The sequence below is a fragment of the Amorphoplanes friuliensis DSM 7358 genome (assembly GCF_000494755.1).
Classification (GTDB): domain Bacteria; phylum Actinomycetota; class Actinomycetes; order Mycobacteriales; family Micromonosporaceae; genus Actinoplanes; species Actinoplanes friuliensis.
Genome location: NC_022657.1, coordinates 7486284 through 7503282, shown reverse-complemented (window position 1 = coordinate 7503282; position 16999 = coordinate 7486284). Strand labels below are relative to the sequence as shown.

Annotated in this window: 17 protein-coding genes; 7 read left to right on the top strand and 10 right to left on the bottom strand. The window is 70.6% G+C overall.

The features are described from left to right. Window positions 1–13 precede the first annotated feature (13 nt). Window positions 14–1384 (bottom strand): DUF1996 domain-containing protein, encoded by a 1371-nt coding sequence (locus tag AFR_RS34510; RefSeq protein WP_023561463.1) that lies wholly within the window; start codon window positions 1382–1384, stop codon window positions 14–16. Window positions 1385–1642: 258 nt separating this feature from the next. Between AFR_RS34510 and AFR_RS34505 the strand changes: the two genes are divergently transcribed. Both AFR_RS34505 and AFR_RS34500 read left to right on the top strand, forming a co-directional pair. Beyond that, window positions 1643–2185 carry an RNA polymerase sigma factor gene (locus AFR_RS34505; RefSeq protein WP_023561462.1) on the top strand — a complete coding sequence of 181 codons (543 nt, stop codon included), beginning with the start codon at window positions 1643–1645 and terminating at the stop codon, window positions 2183–2185. Further along, window positions 2182–3198 carry a CU044_5270 family protein gene (locus AFR_RS34500; RefSeq protein ID WP_023561461.1) on the top strand — a complete coding sequence of 339 codons (1017 nt, stop codon included), beginning with the start codon at window positions 2182–2184 and terminating at the stop codon, window positions 3196–3198. The genes AFR_RS34505 and AFR_RS34500 overlap by 4 nt, the downstream gene beginning before the upstream one ends. Here AFR_RS34500 and AFR_RS34495 read toward each other — a convergent pair whose 3' ends face one another. From AFR_RS34495 to AFR_RS34485, 3 genes are all read right to left on the bottom strand, one after another. Continuing rightward, window positions 3199–4155 (bottom strand): ABC transporter substrate-binding protein, encoded by a 957-nt coding sequence (locus tag AFR_RS34495; RefSeq protein WP_023561460.1) that lies wholly within the window; start codon window positions 4153–4155, stop codon window positions 3199–3201. 83 nt (window positions 4156–4238) lie between these two features. Beyond that, window positions 4239–5387 (bottom strand): hypothetical protein, encoded by a 1149-nt coding sequence (locus AFR_RS34490; RefSeq protein WP_148308163.1) that lies wholly within the window; start codon window positions 5385–5387, stop codon window positions 4239–4241. Window positions 5388–5508: 121 nt separating this feature from the next. Next, window positions 5509–6252: an esterase family protein gene (locus AFR_RS34485; protein ID WP_023561458.1), complete on the bottom strand. Its 744-nt coding sequence runs from the start codon at window positions 6250–6252 to the stop codon at window positions 5509–5511. Between the two features lie 224 nt (window positions 6253–6476). Between AFR_RS34485 and AFR_RS46460 the strand changes: the two genes are divergently transcribed. Next, window positions 6477–6833, top strand: coding sequence for a longin-like domain-containing protein (locus AFR_RS46460; protein ID WP_148308162.1), 357 nt, complete (start codon window positions 6477–6479; stop codon window positions 6831–6833). A 253-nt stretch (window positions 6834–7086) separates the two neighbouring features. Next, a complete protein-coding gene (locus AFR_RS47340) occupies window positions 7087–7512 on the top strand; it encodes a hypothetical protein (protein ID WP_193786332.1) in 426 nt (141 codons plus the stop codon). 101 nt (window positions 7513–7613) lie between these two features. On the opposite strand, the gene AFR_RS34475 is transcribed toward AFR_RS47340, so the two are convergent. Beyond that, a complete protein-coding gene (locus AFR_RS34475; protein WP_023561456.1) occupies window positions 7614–8162 on the bottom strand; it encodes an RNA polymerase sigma factor in 549 nt (182 codons plus the stop codon). Window positions 8163–8208: 46 nt separating this feature from the next. Here AFR_RS34475 and AFR_RS34470 point away from each other — a divergent pair, with 46 nt between their 5' ends. Next, complete coding sequence (locus AFR_RS34470) at window positions 8209–9531, top strand: serine/threonine-protein kinase (RefSeq protein WP_023561455.1); 1323 nt, start codon at window positions 8209–8211, stop codon at window positions 9529–9531. Window positions 9532–9599: 68 nt separating this feature from the next. On the opposite strand, the gene AFR_RS46940 is transcribed toward AFR_RS34470, so the two are convergent. The 3 genes from AFR_RS46940 to AFR_RS34455 all read right to left on the bottom strand — a co-directional run bounded on the left by AFR_RS46940 (window position 9600) and on the right by AFR_RS34455 (window position 11658). Further along, window positions 9600–10304: a hypothetical protein gene (locus AFR_RS46940; RefSeq protein WP_158510590.1), complete on the bottom strand. Its 705-nt coding sequence runs from the start codon at window positions 10302–10304 to the stop codon at window positions 9600–9602. Between the two features lie 146 nt (window positions 10305–10450). Further along, a complete protein-coding gene (locus tag AFR_RS34460) occupies window positions 10451–11134 on the bottom strand; it encodes a hypothetical protein (RefSeq protein ID WP_023561453.1) in 684 nt (227 codons plus the stop codon). Beyond that, window positions 11131–11658, bottom strand: a complete 528-nt coding sequence (locus tag AFR_RS34455) for a SigE family RNA polymerase sigma factor (RefSeq protein WP_041843126.1) — start codon at window positions 11656–11658, stop codon at window positions 11131–11133. Before AFR_RS34455 ends, AFR_RS34460 begins: the two co-directional genes overlap by 4 nt. A 225-nt stretch (window positions 11659–11883) precedes the next feature. Here AFR_RS34455 and AFR_RS34450 point away from each other — a divergent pair, with 225 nt between their 5' ends. Beyond that, window positions 11884–13209, top strand: coding sequence for a serine hydrolase domain-containing protein (locus tag AFR_RS34450; RefSeq protein WP_041841366.1), 1326 nt, complete (start codon window positions 11884–11886; stop codon window positions 13207–13209). A 22-nt stretch (window positions 13210–13231) separates the two neighbouring features. On the opposite strand, the gene AFR_RS34445 is transcribed toward AFR_RS34450, so the two are convergent. Then, window positions 13232–14863, bottom strand: coding sequence for an FG-GAP and VCBS repeat-containing protein (locus AFR_RS34445; protein ID WP_023561450.1), 1632 nt, complete (start codon window positions 14861–14863; stop codon window positions 13232–13234). Between the two features lie 207 nt (window positions 14864–15070). Between AFR_RS34445 and AFR_RS34440 the strand changes: the two genes are divergently transcribed. Beyond that, on the top strand, window positions 15071–16561 hold the full coding sequence (locus tag AFR_RS34440; protein ID WP_023561449.1) for a hypothetical protein: 1491 nt from the start codon (window positions 15071–15073) through the stop codon (window positions 16559–16561). Here AFR_RS34440 and AFR_RS46440 read toward each other — a convergent pair. Further along, complete coding sequence (locus AFR_RS46440; RefSeq protein WP_148308159.1) at window positions 16473–16985, bottom strand: hypothetical protein; 513 nt, start codon at window positions 16983–16985, stop codon at window positions 16473–16475. The two genes, AFR_RS34440 and AFR_RS46440, sit on opposite strands and share 89 nt — an antisense overlap. Window positions 16986–16999 lie beyond the last annotated feature (14 nt).

The window sequence follows — 16999 nt, the reverse complement described above, 5'->3', positions numbered from 1 at the left end:
CACACCGTACGGATCAGAAGTCGCCCGCGGTGTTGCACTTGGCCCGCTGGACCACGCAGTTCTTCACCCGGTGGCCGAGGGCGGCGTTGTCCCAGGCGAGGAACGCGTCGCCGTGCATCGACGACGCCATCTGGGACGCCAGCCGGAAACCGTCGGCCGAGCCCGCGGTCGGGTACGCGATCAGGAACGAGATCGACGGGATCGCCACCGGGAAGGCCCCGCCGCACGTGCCGTCGTAGGTGTAAGCGACGTGCGCCTTGTGCGTCGGGCTGTCCAGGTGCACACCGTCCCAGCAGTCGGGGAAGACGAGCTGGAACATCAGCGTGGCACCGGGCGCGCACCGCGGCCAGTTGCCGTCCGCGCTGCGGCCGATCTCGCCACCGGCGCCGGCGCAGTAGAACTGGTTGACCGAGCCGGCCGGCGTCGGCGCCTGCAGCCGGGCGTCACCGGCGATCATCCGGAAGCCCTGCGGGAACGGCACGGTGGCCGCCGAGTCGACCAGCCGCGACCCGTAGTAGACGACCACGTCCTTGGGCTCCACGACCTGGTTGCGCTCGTAGAGGGTGGGGATCCAGTACGCCGAGAGGTCCTCGGCCGGCTTGCAGCTCGTACCGGCGTTGCGCAGCAGGGTGTCCGTGGTCGTGTTCGCGTCGGTGCTCTTGTTGCCGATGAAGCTGTGCATGTGGGAGGCGCCGGCCATTCCCGGGAAGACGATCGGGTCGTCCGGCTTGGAGTGGCTGTAGAGACACGACGCGTTGAACTCGGGGACGCGTACCGAATCGGCCGGAACGGGACGAGGCGCCATCGCGCGGAACTCCGCGAGCTGGGCGTTCCACTTGGCCTGGTCGAGGGTGACCCAGCCGTCGCCGGACGGGGTGTCGCCGGTGCCGAACGAGAACCAGTTGATGTTGACGAAGTTGCCGGTGCCGCTGTTCTTCAGCACGGCGAAGACGGTCTGGGCGCCGGTCGGGTGGGTGGACGCCGTGGCGGTCAGGGTGGCCCAGTTCTGCCAGCCGCCGGTCGCCGTGATCGGGAACTGTGCGAGCAGCGGCCCGGTCGCCGAACCCGTGTGCAGCTCGACGCTGCCGGTGCCGATGGCCGAGGCGACCCGGGCGGAGACGGTCAGCGCGCCGGCGGGCCCGAGGTCGACGCCGTCGAAGCGCATCCAGTCACCGTTGGCGAGGTAGGCCACGTTCTGGCCCCCGCCGGTGTCGCCGGTGGCCTCGAGCTGCACGCCGGACTGGGCGGCGTACGCCTCGGCCTGGACGGTGGCCGTCGCGGCCTCGGCGATGCCGCCGCCGATCGTGAGGGACAGGGCGCCGGTCAGGACGGCGGCCAGGGATATACCCAGCAGCTTCCGGCTCTGGCGGTGGGTTCTGTGCATGGCGATCCTCCGGGGATGGGGGCCGCCCTCGCCGCGGTGGGGATCCGGCTGGGGAGGGCCGACCGGTGTTCGGGGTGCCCCGGAGCATCCCCGCGGGGAAGCGCTTTCTCAAGACTTGCCCAGGCATTGTGGGCGTCATATGAAGAAATAAGGCCGATATGGGGAAGCGTTTCCCCAGCGGCCGAGGGCTACCGTGAACGCGGCCACCGCGAGGTGGCAATACGGGGTATGAGAATCGCCGGCACGGAGGTGCGGCCAGTGGGCGACGGGCCGTTGCTGACCGGTACGGGGGCGGCGGACACGTTCGCCGCGGTGTTCGACGAACATTCGCCCGGGCTGTGGCGTTACCTGGCCAGACAGGCCGGCCCGGCGGTCGCCGAGGACCTCGTCGCGGAGACGTTCCTGGTGGCGTGGTCGGCGCGGTCCGACTACCGGCCCGGGCTCGGCAGCGTCCGCGCCTGGCTCTACGGCATCGCGGTCAACCTGCTCCGCCGCCACTACCGCGGTCAGGCGCAGCAGAGCCGGATCTCGGAACGCCTGTCCGGGCTGCGCGAGGCGGACGACGGCGCGGTCGACCGGGCCGCCGAACGCCTCGACGCGCGGACGCGGGTGGAAGGGCTGGCGGCCGCGATCGCCGAACTGCCCGACGGCGACCGCGACGTCCTGCTCCTGACCAGTCTGGGCGGTCTCGACACCGCCGAGATCGCCACCGCCCTCGGCATCCCGGAGGGAACAGTCCGCTCCCGGCTGCACCGCGTCCGCCGCGGCCTGCGTGCCCACGCCACGAAAGGTGCGTCATGATCGACGAAGACCTGCAGACCCTCTACCCCGAGGTACCCCTCGACACGGCCTCCCTGCAGCGCGCCCGCGAGCAGGTGTTCGCCACGGTGACGCCCCGTCGCCGCCGCTGGCAGCCGGGTCTGGCGATCCTGGCCACCGCGGCCGCGGTCACCGCAGTGGCCTTTGTGGCCCTGCGACCCGAGACCACCCCGGCGGCGCCCGGTGCCATGGTCGAGGTCGCGCAGATCCTGCAGACCGCCGCCGACGCCGAGATCCGCACGGTCGACCCCAGGATCCCGGCCGGGCAGTTCCGGTACCTCTCCACCCACGCGCTGTCCATGACCTACACGGACGCCGGCAGCCAGCACTTCGCCGTCCGCGAGGGCCGGAAGATCGAGGTCTGGGTCCCGGCCGACCACCACGACGAGTGGGCGATGCGCGAGAGCGACACCGGCGAACGGACCTGGCTCGTCGGCACCGAGGCCCAGGCCCGCAAGATCGGGGCGGGCTCACCGCAGCGCCCGCCGACCGACCTCCGCGGCAAGTGCGGGATCTGGTACCCCCAGCAGGGGAAGAACCCGTGCACGCAGAGCGGCAACTGGCAGGAGCCGACCGACACGTTCATCGAGAAGCTCCCGCGCGACCCCGGCAAACTGCTCGACCGGCTGCGCCGCGACACCCAGGGCAAGGGCAACGACCCCGACCAGGAGGTGCTGGTCTACGTCGCGGACGCGCTGCGCAGCGCCCGGCTGCCCGCCGACGTGCGGGCCGCGCTCTACCGGTCGCTCGCGCTGCTGCCCGACCTGGTGATCACCGAACGCACAGCGACACTCGACGGCCGCAAAGGCACAGCCTTCGGCATCACCGCGGCGGGCCAGACCCGGGAGATCATCATCGACCCGCGTACGGGCGACTTCGTGGGCGAACGCACCCGGCTGGCGCAGAAGATGGACCGGATCGCCGCCGGCACCGTGATCGAGTCGAGCTCCATCACGTACGGCATCAGCCGCAAGGCCGGAGCACCGCCGAACTGATCAGGGCAGCAACTGGTCCAGCGCGGGCGGCTTCGTGAAGATGCCGTCCGCGCGGCCCAGGGTGGCCAGCCGTTCCAGCGACGCCCGGTTGATCGCCTCCGGCCAGCTCGGCAGGATCATCGCGGTCCGCACGGTGTCGTTGATCTGCGTGTAGGTGCCGACGGTGTTGCGGACCTCGTCCGGGTGCCCGGCGGCGTACTTCAGGGACTCCTTGACGGCCTCGGTGAAGCGGGCGACCAGCTCGGGGTCCTTGTCGATCGTCGGCTGACCGGTGAAGTACATGGCGACCGTCAGATCCGGCGCGGTGTCGACGTAGTTGGAGGCCACCACCTGGCCGCCCTGCGTGAGTGCCGCCGAGAGCGCAGGCTCCACCACCCAGGCCGCGTCGACCTGGTCGGCCTGCAGGGCGTCCGGCATGTCGGCGAACGGCATCGCCTGGAACTTGAGACCGGCCGGGTTCCCGCCGGCCTGACGGACCGACTGCCGCACGGTGGTGTCGCCGAGACTCCGCAGCGTGTTCACGGCGATCCGCTTGCCGGCCAGGTCCTTCGCCGACCGGATCGGGCTGCCGAAGCCGACGACGATCGCGGAGAAGTCGCGGCCGGGACGCCCGGTCGAGGCAACACCGTTCGCGACCGCCTTGAGCGGTGCACCCTCCGACTGCGCCGCCATCAGGGAAGTCGCGTTGCTGAAACCGAAGGGGTATTTGCCCTCGAGCACGCCCTTGACGATCGGTGCGCCACCCTGCTCGGGGACCATCGTCAGGTCGATGCCCCGGCGGCTGAAGAAGCCCTTCTGCTTACCGAGGTAGATCGGCGCCACGTCGATGATCGGGATGACCCCGACGCTGACCTTGGTGCTGCCACCCGCCTGGTCCGACTTGTTGTCGTCCGAGGTGCAGGCCGTGGCCGCGAACAGCGTCGCCGCCACGGTCACAGCGGCGAGAATCCGGCGCATCCTGAGGTCTCCTGAGGTCGTCGACGCGGGCGCGCCGGGCCGACCGTACCCCGCTGTGAGCGCTCAGGGCGGTGGCGGAACGGTCAGAGGTCGATGTCTCCCCGGCCATTGCGCGACTGCTCGGCGCGAGGCTTCCTGCGGCGCGTGAGCAGGACTGCGCCCGTACCGAGAAGGAGCAGGAGGGCGCCGCCCAGCGCGAGGGGAAGGGCCGCCGCGCCGGTGATCGGCAGGCCGCCGGCCGCGGTGCCGCCGGTCCCGCCCGTGCCGTCGCCGGCCGGAGTGGTCGCAGGCGTGCCCGCCGGCTTCTTCGCGAACTCGAACTTGAAGCTCGTGCGATTGTTCGTGGTGTCGAAGCTGGTCTCATCCGGATTGTTGTGAACGTGCGCGCCGCCGCCCTGTTTTGTGCCCCAGAAGTAGTCCACTACGCGGGTGGGCATCACGTGGTCGAGCTTCACCTCCTCGCCGGACGCGAGGTCCATGGTGACCTCGCAGACCAGGGCGCCCGGGTCCGGGACGCATTCCGTTCCCTCGTTGGTCATGGAACCGCCCATGTACCAGTCGCCGCCGTAGCTCTCGGCGACGCGGAAGAAGGAGATCGTCCCGGGACCGTAGTTGTGCACGATCAGGGAGAACTTCACCGGCTCGCCCGGAACGACCGGCGCGGCGGGCGGGACCGCGGTGATCCCCAGATCGGACCCGAGAATCACGGTGGAGGTGACCGTCGACGTGTTGTTCTCCGGTGTGGCCTCCACGCCGTCGGAGGTGAATTCCGCCTTCACCGTGAGCTCGGTCCCGACCGCGACGTCGGCCGAGGCCCGCACGGTGGCGTTGTAGGAGTAGGTGCCTCTCATGATGTCGTCGGCTTCATCGGCAGTGCAGGTGACCACCGTGCGGGTCGCGTCCGGTGTGCACGTGCCGCTGTTGCGCGAGCAGTTCGGCTCGCCGGGATAGGACGGGCAGCCCACGGCACCGGGCTCCGCCGACTCCCACGTCAGACCGGCCGGCAGCGTCAGCACCGCTCGGACGTTCTCCGGCCGCGGCGAGGTCTCGGTGTGCGCCTGGAACAGGAACATGGCGGTCTGCCCGCGGGCGATCTCCTCTGGGCCGACGAAGTAGATCGACAGGTCCGCCGGCGCCGGTGGTGCCGCCGACGCGGCAGGCGCAACCGCGATCAGGGCGGCGACAACCAGCGTCACCACGGCCGCGAGCCGGGAAGAGTGCAAACGCCTCATGGTCGCGAAGCATGGCAGCGCCGGCCGGGCGGCGCAGTAGTTCGCGGAGGCACTGTCTTTCGCCCGCTCGGCTGTCGTCCGGATCTGGCGTGACGAGCGTCGTCCGATCAGTGCCGGCCGGTCAGCAGAAGCGGGGCAGGTGGTGCGCGAGCTGCGCCCGCCACGACGGCCAGTCGTGCGGCACGTCCGGGCCCCACAGGTCCAGATCGTGCCTCAGACCCTTGGCGGCGAGCAACTGGCTCATGCGCCGGGTCGACTCCAGCGCGCCGGTGGTGTCCTCCCACTGCCCCTGCCCGCAGACGAGCAGCACCGAGAGCCGCGACCGCAGCCACTCGAGGTGATCACCGTCCATGTTCGCGATGTAATCGGTGGGGCTGTTGAAGTAGACGGCGTCGCCGCGTTCACCCCAGCTGCGCCAGGCGGCGGGCTCGTAGTTGCCGGAGAAGCACAGGGCCAGAGGAAACAGGTCGGCCCGTTTGAAGGCGAAGTTCAAGGCATGGAACGCCCCGAGTGAGCACCCAGTGGTCATGATTTCCGCCGCCGTCCCGGTGTCGGCGCGGATGTGCGGCACCACGGCATCGTTGATCCACGACTCGTACGACGCATGCCGCCGCGCCCGTTCCTCGAGCGGCAGGTAATCGGCGGACCAGGTGGCGGCATCGAACGAGTCGACGCAGTAGAGCTTGATGCGGCCCGCCTCGATCAGGTCCTCGACCGCGGCGACCATGCCGTTGTCGGCGAACTCCCACGCCCGTCCCAGCTCGGTGGGAAACACGAGCACCGGACGACCCCAGTGGCCGTAGACCGCGACCGTGCCGGAGGCGCCGCCCGAGGGCGAGCCCAGTTCAACCGAGTAGTGGCGCACGCGGCGTGCTTTCCCGGATGCGCGCACGGCCACACCTGACCGGGCGGTGGCCGCCATCACTGCCTGCACCGGCCAACCGGCGGGCCGTCCTGGCGGAGATCAAGAGCCTTGGTCCGTGCCGGGCGACACCAACGGCGCCGGCGACGTGTTCGTGCGTGACCTCCGGGCCGGGACGACCGTCCGCGTGTCGGACTCGGGGCGCCCGGGCGGCGGTGGTGGCACCGGTGACGGGCTCCCACACGAACGGCGACAGCGCTTATCCCCGGCTGAGCGGCACGGGTCGAACGGTCGTGTTCGGCTCCTACGCCTCCAACCTCGTCGCCGGCGACACGAACAACAATCACGACGTCTTCCTGCGCACCTTCCAGTGCGGTGAACATGAGCCGCCGCCATTGTTTCTCACCTCCGGCGTGAAACATTTCTGCGTGTCGCCGGAGTGTCCGGGACACACGCCGATGCGCTTTGTTTGCCGGACCGGAATCCGGGTATCCCGCAGGTATCATTCGCAGTTTTTTCCGGTATTCAGCGCCGGAATCGAGACGCTCCCCGCCTCGGCTATTCGCTGCTCCGAGCGGCAATAGCACGGGTCGGCGCACGAGTCCGGGAGTTCTTATCAGCCGAATGGTTTGATCTTGTGGACCGGTCGGCGGAACAGCTCCTCCACCCGGCGGGCGAGGCCTTTATCGCGAGATCGATTTCGGATTCTTTCGCCTCGGTCCGGCGCGACACGCACTCATCACCTAATCGGGTTAACGTCGGCGTAATCAGCGAATTGCGGTCCATGATCGTGTTTGTCTTGATCAAGCAATTGACCTGCCGACAAAAGGTGGTTCCATGAGTAAGGCAACACGAATGCTGGCTATGACCGGAATGGCCCTGGTCGCCGGTGCGACCATCGGTGCCGGCCCCGCCGTCGCGGCGACGTCGACCACCCAGGGAGCCTCGGCCACCACGCAGAGCGCTCAGCAGCAGGCCAAGACCGACCGCGACCGCGTGGTCCGGATCTACCGCAGCGAGCGTCAGTGCGAGCGGGCCGGTCGCATCGGCCAGTTCTTCGGCCAGTGGCAGCGCTTCGACTGTGAGCGGACCCGCCGGGGCTTCTACGCGCTCGAGGTCTCGTGGCGCAACAACCACGGTGGTGGCCACGGCCACGGGCACGGCAACGGCAACGGTATGGGCAACGGCCACGGCGGCGGCCACGGCCACGGCCACAACGGCGGCGGCCACGGCCACGGCCACGGTGGCGGCCACAACCGCTAGTTCCGGCTGACCGAATCAAAGAGCCGCCGGTGAGCGGTGACTCTGCACGGGCCACACCCGCACCCGGGTGTGGCCCGTTTGTCGTTCCGCGCCTCGCGCGGTCAGCTGCCCTGCATCAGGTACTCGCGGACGTGACCGCGGGCCTGGTGGATGCGGGACTTCACCGTGCCCTCGGGGATGCCGAGCTGCGCCGCGATCTCGCGGTAGTCGAGCTGGCAGATGTCCCGCAGCACCATCGGGCCGACCAGCTCCGCCTTCCTGGCCTCCAGCTGCTCGAGCGCGTCCAGCAGGTCCAGCCGCGACCCGGCGATGACGCTGGTCGTCCGCGGATCCGGCAGATCGACCGGCGGGATGTCGTGGGCCTCCTCGGCGGCACGGCGTTTGAGCGACCGGTACGTCTGCCGGCAACTGTTGGCGGTCACGACGTGCAGCCACGTGCTGAACCGCGACCGCCCCTCGAAGCGCCCGATGGTGCGGGCCACCTGGAGAAGGACGTCCTGACAGGCCTCTTCCGCGTCCTGCCAGCAGGGCAGGAAGCGCGCGCAGCGGCGCAGCACGTCCGGCCGGATGGCGGTGAGGAGGTCGTCGAGCGCCCTCGTGTCCCCGTCCGCGGCCCGGCGTGCGAGCTCCTCCTGGTGATCGTTCTGCATTCCGTGCCCCCGTCGCGTGTCCTGCAGAGCCGCTCATAATACGTACGTGTCAGTTCCAGCCAGGATCGGTCGATATCGCGTCACCCGCCGCCTGGGTTCCGGCGCGTTCGCCACGGTCTGGCTCGCCGAGGACGACGCCCTGAAGTCCTCGGTGGCCATCAAGGTGCTGGCCGACAACTGGGCCCACCACCCCGACGTGCGCGCCCGGTTCGAGCAGGAGGCCCAGGTCCTGCGGCGTGCGGACTCCGAGCGGCTGGTCCGGATCCACGACGTCGACGAGTTGCCGGACGGGCGGCCGTACCAGGTCATGACCTATGCCGCCGGCGGCACGCTGGCCGAGCGGCTCGACGCCGGCCCGCTGCCGGTCCGCGAGGCGCTGCGGATCGCCGCCGAGATCGCCCACGCCGTCACCGACCTGCACGAGTCCGGCGTGCTGCACCGCGACCTCAAACCGTCCAACATCCTCTTCGCCACCGTCCGCGGCAGCGAACGCCTGCTGGTGGCCGATCTCGGGCTGGCCAAGGCGATCGCGCACGCCTCCGGGTTCACCGTCGTGGCCGGCACCCCGGGTTACATGGCCCCGGAACAGCACCTGCCCGGTGGCGGTCTGGACGTCCGCGCCGATGTGCACGCAGTCGGCGCGATGACGTACCAGATGCTCACCGGCCGGACGCCGCAGGCCGGGGCGCCGCCGCCCTCGAAGCTGCGCGCGGGCGTGTCCAAACAGGTCGACCGGATCGTGCTGCGGGCCCTGAACGCCGAACGTGACCGGCGCTGGCCGACCGCCGCCTCCTTCGCTGCCGCGCTGGACGACGCCCGCGGTGCCAGCCCGTTCCGGCGGCGCTCCCGCGTACTGCTCTCCGCCGGGCTGCTGGTGGCCGTGGCCGGGACGGTGGCGCTGGGTGGTTCGGCCACCGCAGCCGAGGGCTGGACCCGGGTCGCCGACGCCACCGGAGTTCTCTCGGTGGCGGTGCCGGACGCCTGGGCCGACCAGCTGATCGACGGCGGCTGGGACCCGGCGGCCGTGGGACTCGCCGCCGGTCCGGCGCCGGGCCTGCTCGTCGGTTCCGACCTTCCCCGCTGGCCGGACACGGCGAGCAGAAACCCGGGCGTCTTCGCCGGTGTGAGCGCCACGATGCGCGGTGCGCGCCTGCCGGTCCACGCCGGATGCACCCGGCTGCCCGCCCGCGCGGTGACCGCGTCGGGTCTGACCGGCGCGGTGCAACGCTGGACGAACTGCCCGGGCACACCCGTCTCCTACAGCGAGGCGGCTCTGCTGTCGTCCGGTGGTGACGGCGTGTATGTCCAGATCAGACAGGCGGACGACGTCGACCGCACCGATCAGATTCTCGCCGGACTGCGCTACTGAGAAGTACCCTGCCCGCCGGGTTCGACATCCCCCGATGGTCGACTCCGGCGGGCAGGCGCCGGTGCCGGTTACTCGTAGCAGTTCTGGTTCACCCATTGCAGGGTCAGCTCGACGACCAGACCGTTGGCCGTGACGATGCGATAACGCGCCTTGCCGTTCCCGGCGACCTCCGCATAACCGCGGCCGTCGGCGGTGGGATCCTCCTCGGTGGCGTTGCGCCAGTCCGGGTACGCCCTGCGCATGGCCTTCGCCGAGCTGCCGAGCGTGATGCCCTCCGGTGTGCGTACCCCGGTGTAGGCGTCGATGATCTGGATGCCGAGGACGCCGGGGGAGTAGTAGACCATCCCGTCGCTGCCGGGATTGATGCCCGAGGCGTACCTGACGTGGGCCGGCTGGTTGCAACCCTCATTGATCTTGCCCTTGAACGCGGTGAGCACACCGGTCGCCTCGGCCTCCTTCTGGCTCATGCCGAGCTTGAGCGCACCGAGCCCGTTGGGTCCGAGCACCGTCGGCCGGCTCTTCGGCGAGGACGACGTCGGCGACGACCCGGGCGGCGACTTGGAGGGCGACTTCGACGGCGACTCCGACGGCGACGGCGACGGCGACGAGGAGGGTGCCGACGACGGCGACGTGACCGAAGGTGCCGGAGACGGCGAAGCGCTCACGGCCCCGATCGGTGTGGCCGCGCCGTCGAGGCGCTCGACACCGTCGGAGCATCCGGCGGTGACGATCGCGGCGGCGAGGAGTGTTCCGATGACCGGAAGGAATCGCATGGTCGGTGCCTTTCCCATTCGCACGTTCTCTGGTCCGTCAACAGGTTCGATGCGAGGGCCGGCGCCTTTGTTCGGGATCTTCGGTAACGGAAATATAACGGAGCGGGGCGGGGCATCAGCCCCGCCCCGCCCCGATGGTGCTGCGCTCAGCCGACACCCTGCTTGGCGTCCTTGTTGACGTGGACACCGGCGCCGAAGACGACCATCTCGTCCTGGCTCAGGCCGATCCCGTCCCAGAACTGGATCAGCAGGTACGCACCCTTGGGCTGCTTCACCCACAGCGTCCGGCCGTCGGTGCTGTCGAGGCTCTTGACCAGCACACCGTCCTTGTCGCCGACCTTGACCGCCTTGCCGTCACGCGGCCCCTGCTCGTCCTTGCTCTGCAGCATCACGGCGATCTTGCCGACGAAGCTGCGGTCGTCGTAGAGCGGATCCTGCGACGGGTCGACACCCGGCTTGCCCTTGATCCGGCTCGGTGCCAGCAGCAGGCTGCTCTCGTCGTCGGCCTGCACGAACCACCCGTCCGGCGCCTTGTCGATGGTGAAACCCTTCGGCTGCTTACCGGTGTACGCGACCAGATGCGTCACGCCCTCGGCCACCGCCGGTGCGCCGGCCTGAGGGGAGTCACCCGGCGTCTGCGCGCCACTGCCGGCGAACGCCACGGCGGCGACCAGTGCGGCAACCGCGAACGTCGACCCGCCCGCGACCTGAACGGCACGACGCCGCCGCAGGGCGTGCCGGCCACGCTTCAGGTCAGCGTCGATCTCGGTCATCGTCGGCGGCACGGCCGGGCCGGCGATGCCCTCGAGGTGATTGCGCAGGTCCGTCACTGGGTCACTCCTTGGCGAAGAAAAAGGGCGTTCGATTGCAGTGCTTCCCGCAGCCGGTCGAGGGCGCGGGCGGTCTGGCTTTTGACCGTGCCGTGCGAGCAGCCGAGCGCGTCGGCCGTCTCCGCGACGTCGAGGTCGTAGAAGTAGCGGAACACCACGGCGGCCCGCATCTTCGGCGGCAGGTCCCGCAACGCCGTCCGCAGCCCGTCGTCCAGCTCACCGCGGGCCGGCTCGGCGGCGGTGTGCGGCCGGTCCGGCAGCTCCGCAGTCGGTCGCTCCCGCCGCCACCACAACCGCCGGCGCTCGTCGGTCAGCGCGTTGACCAGCACCCGGCGCACGTACCCCTCGGGGGAGTGGGCCCGCTGGAACGCCGGCCAGGCGACGTACAGCTTGGTCAGGGTCGACTGCACCAGATCCTCGGCGAGGTGCGCGTCACCGGCGGTGAGCAGCGTCGCCGTGCGGACCAGCCCGGCCCGCCGGGCCCGGACGAAGTCGTGAAATTGCTGATCCCGCTCGCTCGTCACGAGCACTCCATGCGTCTCATAGCTCCCAGACGGATGCGGTCCCGCCGAGGTTGCATGAACGCCGATCAGCCTCGGATCATGGAACCGTTGTCGCGGGCGAGCGTCTTCGCCCCGGTGCCCGCCGGAGCTCCCGAAGGGCCGGCCCCTCGGTACGCTCCCGGCCCGGCACACCTACGCCGTCACCTCGTACGCCGTGGCCGGCCGCCGACGCGTTATAACTCAGGGATGGACTTGCCTCGTAGTGCGCCGGATGCTCAGGGTGTGGACGCCGCCGGGATCGAGGCGTTTGTCGCCGCGGTTGCGGCGCTCGACGATGCCGAGCTGCACAGTCTGATGGTGGTCAGGCACGGTCACGTTGTCGCCGAACGGTGGTGGGAGCCCTACGCCGCGCAGACGCCGCACCTGCTGTATTCGCTGAGCAAGAGTTTCACCTCGACCGCCCTGGCGTTCGCGGTGGCGGAGGGTCTGGTCGACCTGGACGCCACGGTGCTGTCGTACTTTCCCGAGTTCGACGCCCGAGTCACCGACGCGCGATCGCGGGCGATCCGGGTGCGGCACGTGGCCGCGATGGCGAGCGGGCACGACGACGAGACGCTGGACCGGGCCCGGGTGGCCGGCGACGGCGACCTGGTCCTCGGTCTCCTGCTGCTGCCGCCCGAGCGCGAGCCGGGCACCTTCTTCGCCTACAACCAGCCGTGCACCTACGCGCTCTCCGCGATCGTCCAGCGGGTCAGCGGCGGGTCGCTCACCGACTTCCTGCGTCCCCGGCTCTTCGATCCGCTAGGCATCTCCGGGTACGGGTGGAGAAAAGATCGCCTCGGCCGCGAGATCGGCTACGCGGGCCTGTACGCGCCGACGGAGGCGATCGCCAAACTCGGCCAGCTGTACCTGCGCAACGGTGAATGGGACGGCCGTCAGCTGTTGTCGCCGGAGTGGGTCGAGGAGGCCACCCGGGCTCACGTCGCCACGGTCCGGCCCGAGCCGGACTGGGACCAGGGGTACGGCTTCCAGTTCTGGCGCGCCCGCCACGGCTATCGCGGCGACGGCGCGTTCGGGCAGTTCATGGTGGTGCTGCCGGAGGCCGACGCGGTTGTCGCGATCACTTCGCAAAGCCCGGACATGCAGGGTGTGCTGGACGCACTGTGGAGCCACCTGCTCCCCGCCCTGACCGCGGACGGGACTTCAGCACTGTCCCGGCCGGTGCCCGGTGGCCCGGTGGGGGCGATCGCTCCGGCGCTGCTCGAGCCCGGTCCCGGCAACGGGGTCACCGCGCTGCTCTCGGTGGAGGTACGCCCCGGCGAGCTCGTGCTGACCGACAAGGGTCCGGCCGTGACCGTGCCACTGGGTGCACCGGAGGCCTGGACGACCACAGGACCGGTCGCGAGCGCGTACGCGTGGGCGGACGGCCGGCTGCTCGTGGATGTCGTGTTCGTGGAGACGCCGCACCGCCTGCGGCTGAGCCTGGATCTCACCGGCGAGCGGTTCGAGGCGCAGTGGCAGACGGAACCGCTCGGCGGGCCGAAGCTGGCACAGCTCCGCCGGCCGGACTGAGGCCCGGCCGGCGGAGTGCTGGTCAAAGAACCGTGCCGTAGATGTTCGTGTTGAAGCCCGGCAGACGCAGCTCGGTGCCCGTCGTCCGGCGGACGCCGTACATGAAGTTCGGCTCACCGCCGGCGTACTCGGTCACCGCGCCCGGGGTGTCGCCGTCGGTCGGCGCGGGGCCGCCCTCGTCGACACCGAGCTCGCCCGGTGCGGACACGATGGCGTCGAGCCCATCACGCCCGTCGAGGTCGAGCACCCGGACGCTGTCACCGAACCGGTCGCCCCGCTCGGAGGTTCCCGGGGTGTACTCGTAACCCTGCGAGAGCTCGAGCGCCACACCACCGGCGGGGCCGGTCGCCGAACCACGCAGCAGGCTGATGACACCGGCGTCGACAACATTGCCCGGAGGCGCCAGGGGTGCGTCGACGACGTCCTCGCCGGGCACGCCGATGACCACGTCACCGAAGCCGTCACCGGTGATGTCACCGGCCGTGACCGAGGCGCCGAAGGAGTCGCCGGCCTCGGCGTCCCCCGGGATCCCGGCACTGTTCTGGGTGCTGACCTGCGACTCCCCGGCGAAGAAGCCGTTGTTGCCGCCGAACAGGGTCACGACCATGCCGGCGTTGGCCTTGCCGTCGACCGTGGCCTCGGGTGTACCGGCGACGAGGTCGTCCCGGCCGTCGTTGTTGGTGTCAGCCAGCGTAATGCCGCCGAAGCCGAGCCGGATCGGCTTGACCCCGGGAGCGACCTGGGTGAAGTCGTCGCCGTAGACCGAGGCGACACCGCGGACGTTGAGGCCGCTCGCACCGCCGAGGATCAGGTTGATCGAGCCCTTGCTCGGCGTGGCGGTCGCACCCTCGTTCTCACCCGGGCTGCCGATCGCCAGGTCGGCGTAGGCGTCCGCGTTGAACTTGCCGATCGCCAGCACCCCGCCGAACCGGTCCCAGCTCTGGGCGGTGTCGGGGACCAGCGAGGTGTTCTGGTCGAGCCACTTGGCGCCCGTGGTGCTGACACCGTTGGCGTCGCTGAGCAACATGATCAGGCCACCGGCGGAGGCCTGTGTGCCGACATCCTCACCCGGGAGACCGACGGCCAGATCGGCGCGACCGTCACCGTTGATGTCACCGGCCGCGAGCGCACCGGCGAACTCGTCACCGCTCTCCGAGGCGTCCGGAACACCCGCGGTGCTCTGGTTGAGGTGGCGGATCTTCGACACCTGGAGTCCCTGCGCGGAGCCGGGGACGATCCACAGACCGCCTGCGGCCGTACCGTTGGCCTTGTCGGTCTCGTCGGGGTCGCCGACGACCAGGTCGTCGAACCCGTTGTTGTCGAAGTCGCCGCTGGTGAAGGCCGTGCCCAGGGTGAGCGCGGTCGAGCCGGTGGTGTTGCCGAAGTAGTCGATGAACCGCCCGGACGAGTAGCGGACCACCACCCCGCCACGGACGGTGGCGGCGATGTCGTCGAGCCCGTCGCCGTCGAAGTCCGACCGGGTTGCTCCGCTGCCGGACTTCGGCGTCGCGGCGGCGGCAACCCGCTGGTACTTGATCGACACCCCGTCCCGGGTGATCGTCTGTGGGCCGGCCGCGGCGTGCGCGGCCACCGGGCCGAGCAACGTCAGGACCACTGTGGACAGTGCGGCCGAAGCCGCGTACTTGATGAACATGTGTTTCCCCCGTGAATCTGAAATGCGCCGCCCGAAATGAAGCGGCCATTCAGAGATATCAACCCCGTGCCACTTCCGCAGCCCGGATTTGACTGTCCGGCAGCCGGATGAACTGATGGCCCCCATGGTCTGGCTGCGAAAAGACACGTCCGGTCACGCCGGCGGCACGGTGTTGTCACAAGCTGTCGCACATCCGACCGTGGTCCATTGACCGCCGTCGACCCCGTGCTGGAGGGCCTTGCGGTCAATCCCGCGCTCCCGGAAGAGCTGCTGCTGCGCCTGGTCGCGGACGGCCGGGCGGCCGACGGTCTGGCCGCCCGGGCATCGCTGCCGGCCGCCGTGGTGGCGGCGATGCTCGACCATCCCGCGCCGCGGATGCGGGCCGCCGTGGGCAGCAACACGTCCGTCGACCCGCAGACCCGCCTGAGTCTGCTGAACGATCCCGACCCGTGGGTGCGCAGCCGCCTGGAGAAGCAGCGGGAGTTGCCGCTGCCCGAGTGGGCCCTGTCGCGGATCTTCGCCCGGCTGGCGCGGTCGGTCGACCGCGGGCTGCTGTCACGGCAGGAGATGCTGGGCGAGGTGTTCGACGAGGCCGGGCGCGAGGGCCGCTTGCGGCCCCTGCTGGTCCGGCACGAGGACGAGCAGTTCCGCCTGATCGCCTGTCACTTCACGCCGTACCTCGACGAGCCGGATCAGCAGGCGCTGCTGCACGACGAGTCGCCCACCGTCCGGGCTGCCGCGGCGGCGAAGCTGTACCCGCCGGTCGTGGCCGACCTGAACGGCGCCGGCGGCTACGAGCGAGTTGCCCTGCTGGGCCGGCCGCTGACCCGCGAGCTGATCGAGGAGGTGCTCGCCGCCGGCGACGAGGAGGACCTGCTCGCCCTGGCCAGGAACACCACGCTGCCCGCGGACGTGGTCGCGGCGCTCGTGACGCACGACCTCCACCGCGTACGGCGGGAGACCGCCCGGCGTGACGATCTCACCAGCACCCAGGCGGTCCGGCTCGGCGCCGACCCGGACCCCTCGGTACGCGCGGAGGTCTCGGTCCATCCCGTCCTGACCGAGGCGCAACGCGCGGTGATCGCCGTACCCCCGGAGACCACTTTCTGTGGCTGCGAGTCCGTGCCGGTCGTACCCGGGCAGTCGGCCGTGTGGGCCCGTTCGGTGAACCCGCTGCTGCGCCGCAGGGCCGCCGCGGACCCGCTGCTCCCCGCCGAGATCGCCGCAGTGCTCGCCGACGACCCGGACGCGGTGGTCCGGGGCCTGCTCGCGGTGCATCACCCGGCGGCATCACCCGCGCTGAAGCTCCGCACGTTCCTGGAACACGACGGCTGCGCCCGCCGCCGGCTGCGGTTTCCCGTGACCGACTCGGCGCGTTTCGCCACGAGCCCGGATGCGGCTGTCCGGCAACTGGTCGCCCGCGATCCGGACGCCGACCCGGCTCTGGTGGAGGAGCTGCTCACCGATCCCGACGAGTCCGTGCGGCGGGTGATGGCGGGTTGCGCACGGCTGCCCGTACATCGCATCGTCGCCCTGCTCGACGATCCCGAGCTGTCGACCGCCGCAGCAGCCAACCCGTCCCTGCCCCGCGCCGAGATGGAACGGCTGATCAGGCGGGCCGAAGAAGTCCGGCAACCGCCGGTTGATGCTCGTCGAGCAGGTCCCACAGCACCCGGTGCCGCGCCGCGGACGCCTTGACCACCGGGTCCGTACGCCGGAGGAACGCCAGGTGCCGGCAGGCGTGGACCGCCACGTCGTCCGCGTCGACCCGCCCGGGTGAGGGGCTGAGCGGACCGTCGCCGGCCGCAAGCGTCTGCCCGGGCGCCCGCACGACCGTCGCCGAGCCCGGATCGGGGTCCGGCAGTGCCGCGTACGTGAGGACGATCCGCCCCGACGCGAACCGCCACGACGTGGAGTGGAGCAGCCCGTCGGCAGCCACACCGGCGAGCGCACGTGCCACTGCGTCGGGGTGCTCGTCGTCGGTGAGGGCCCGGGACGCCGTCCGGTAGGTGAGGCGCCCGCCGGTCGTACCGAGCAGGAAGGTCTCGACGACAACGGTGACGCCTGGGAGCATCGCCTCATCGGTGGTCGGCATCGCGGCCGGCGTCTGATGAAGATCCACTCAACGATGGTCCA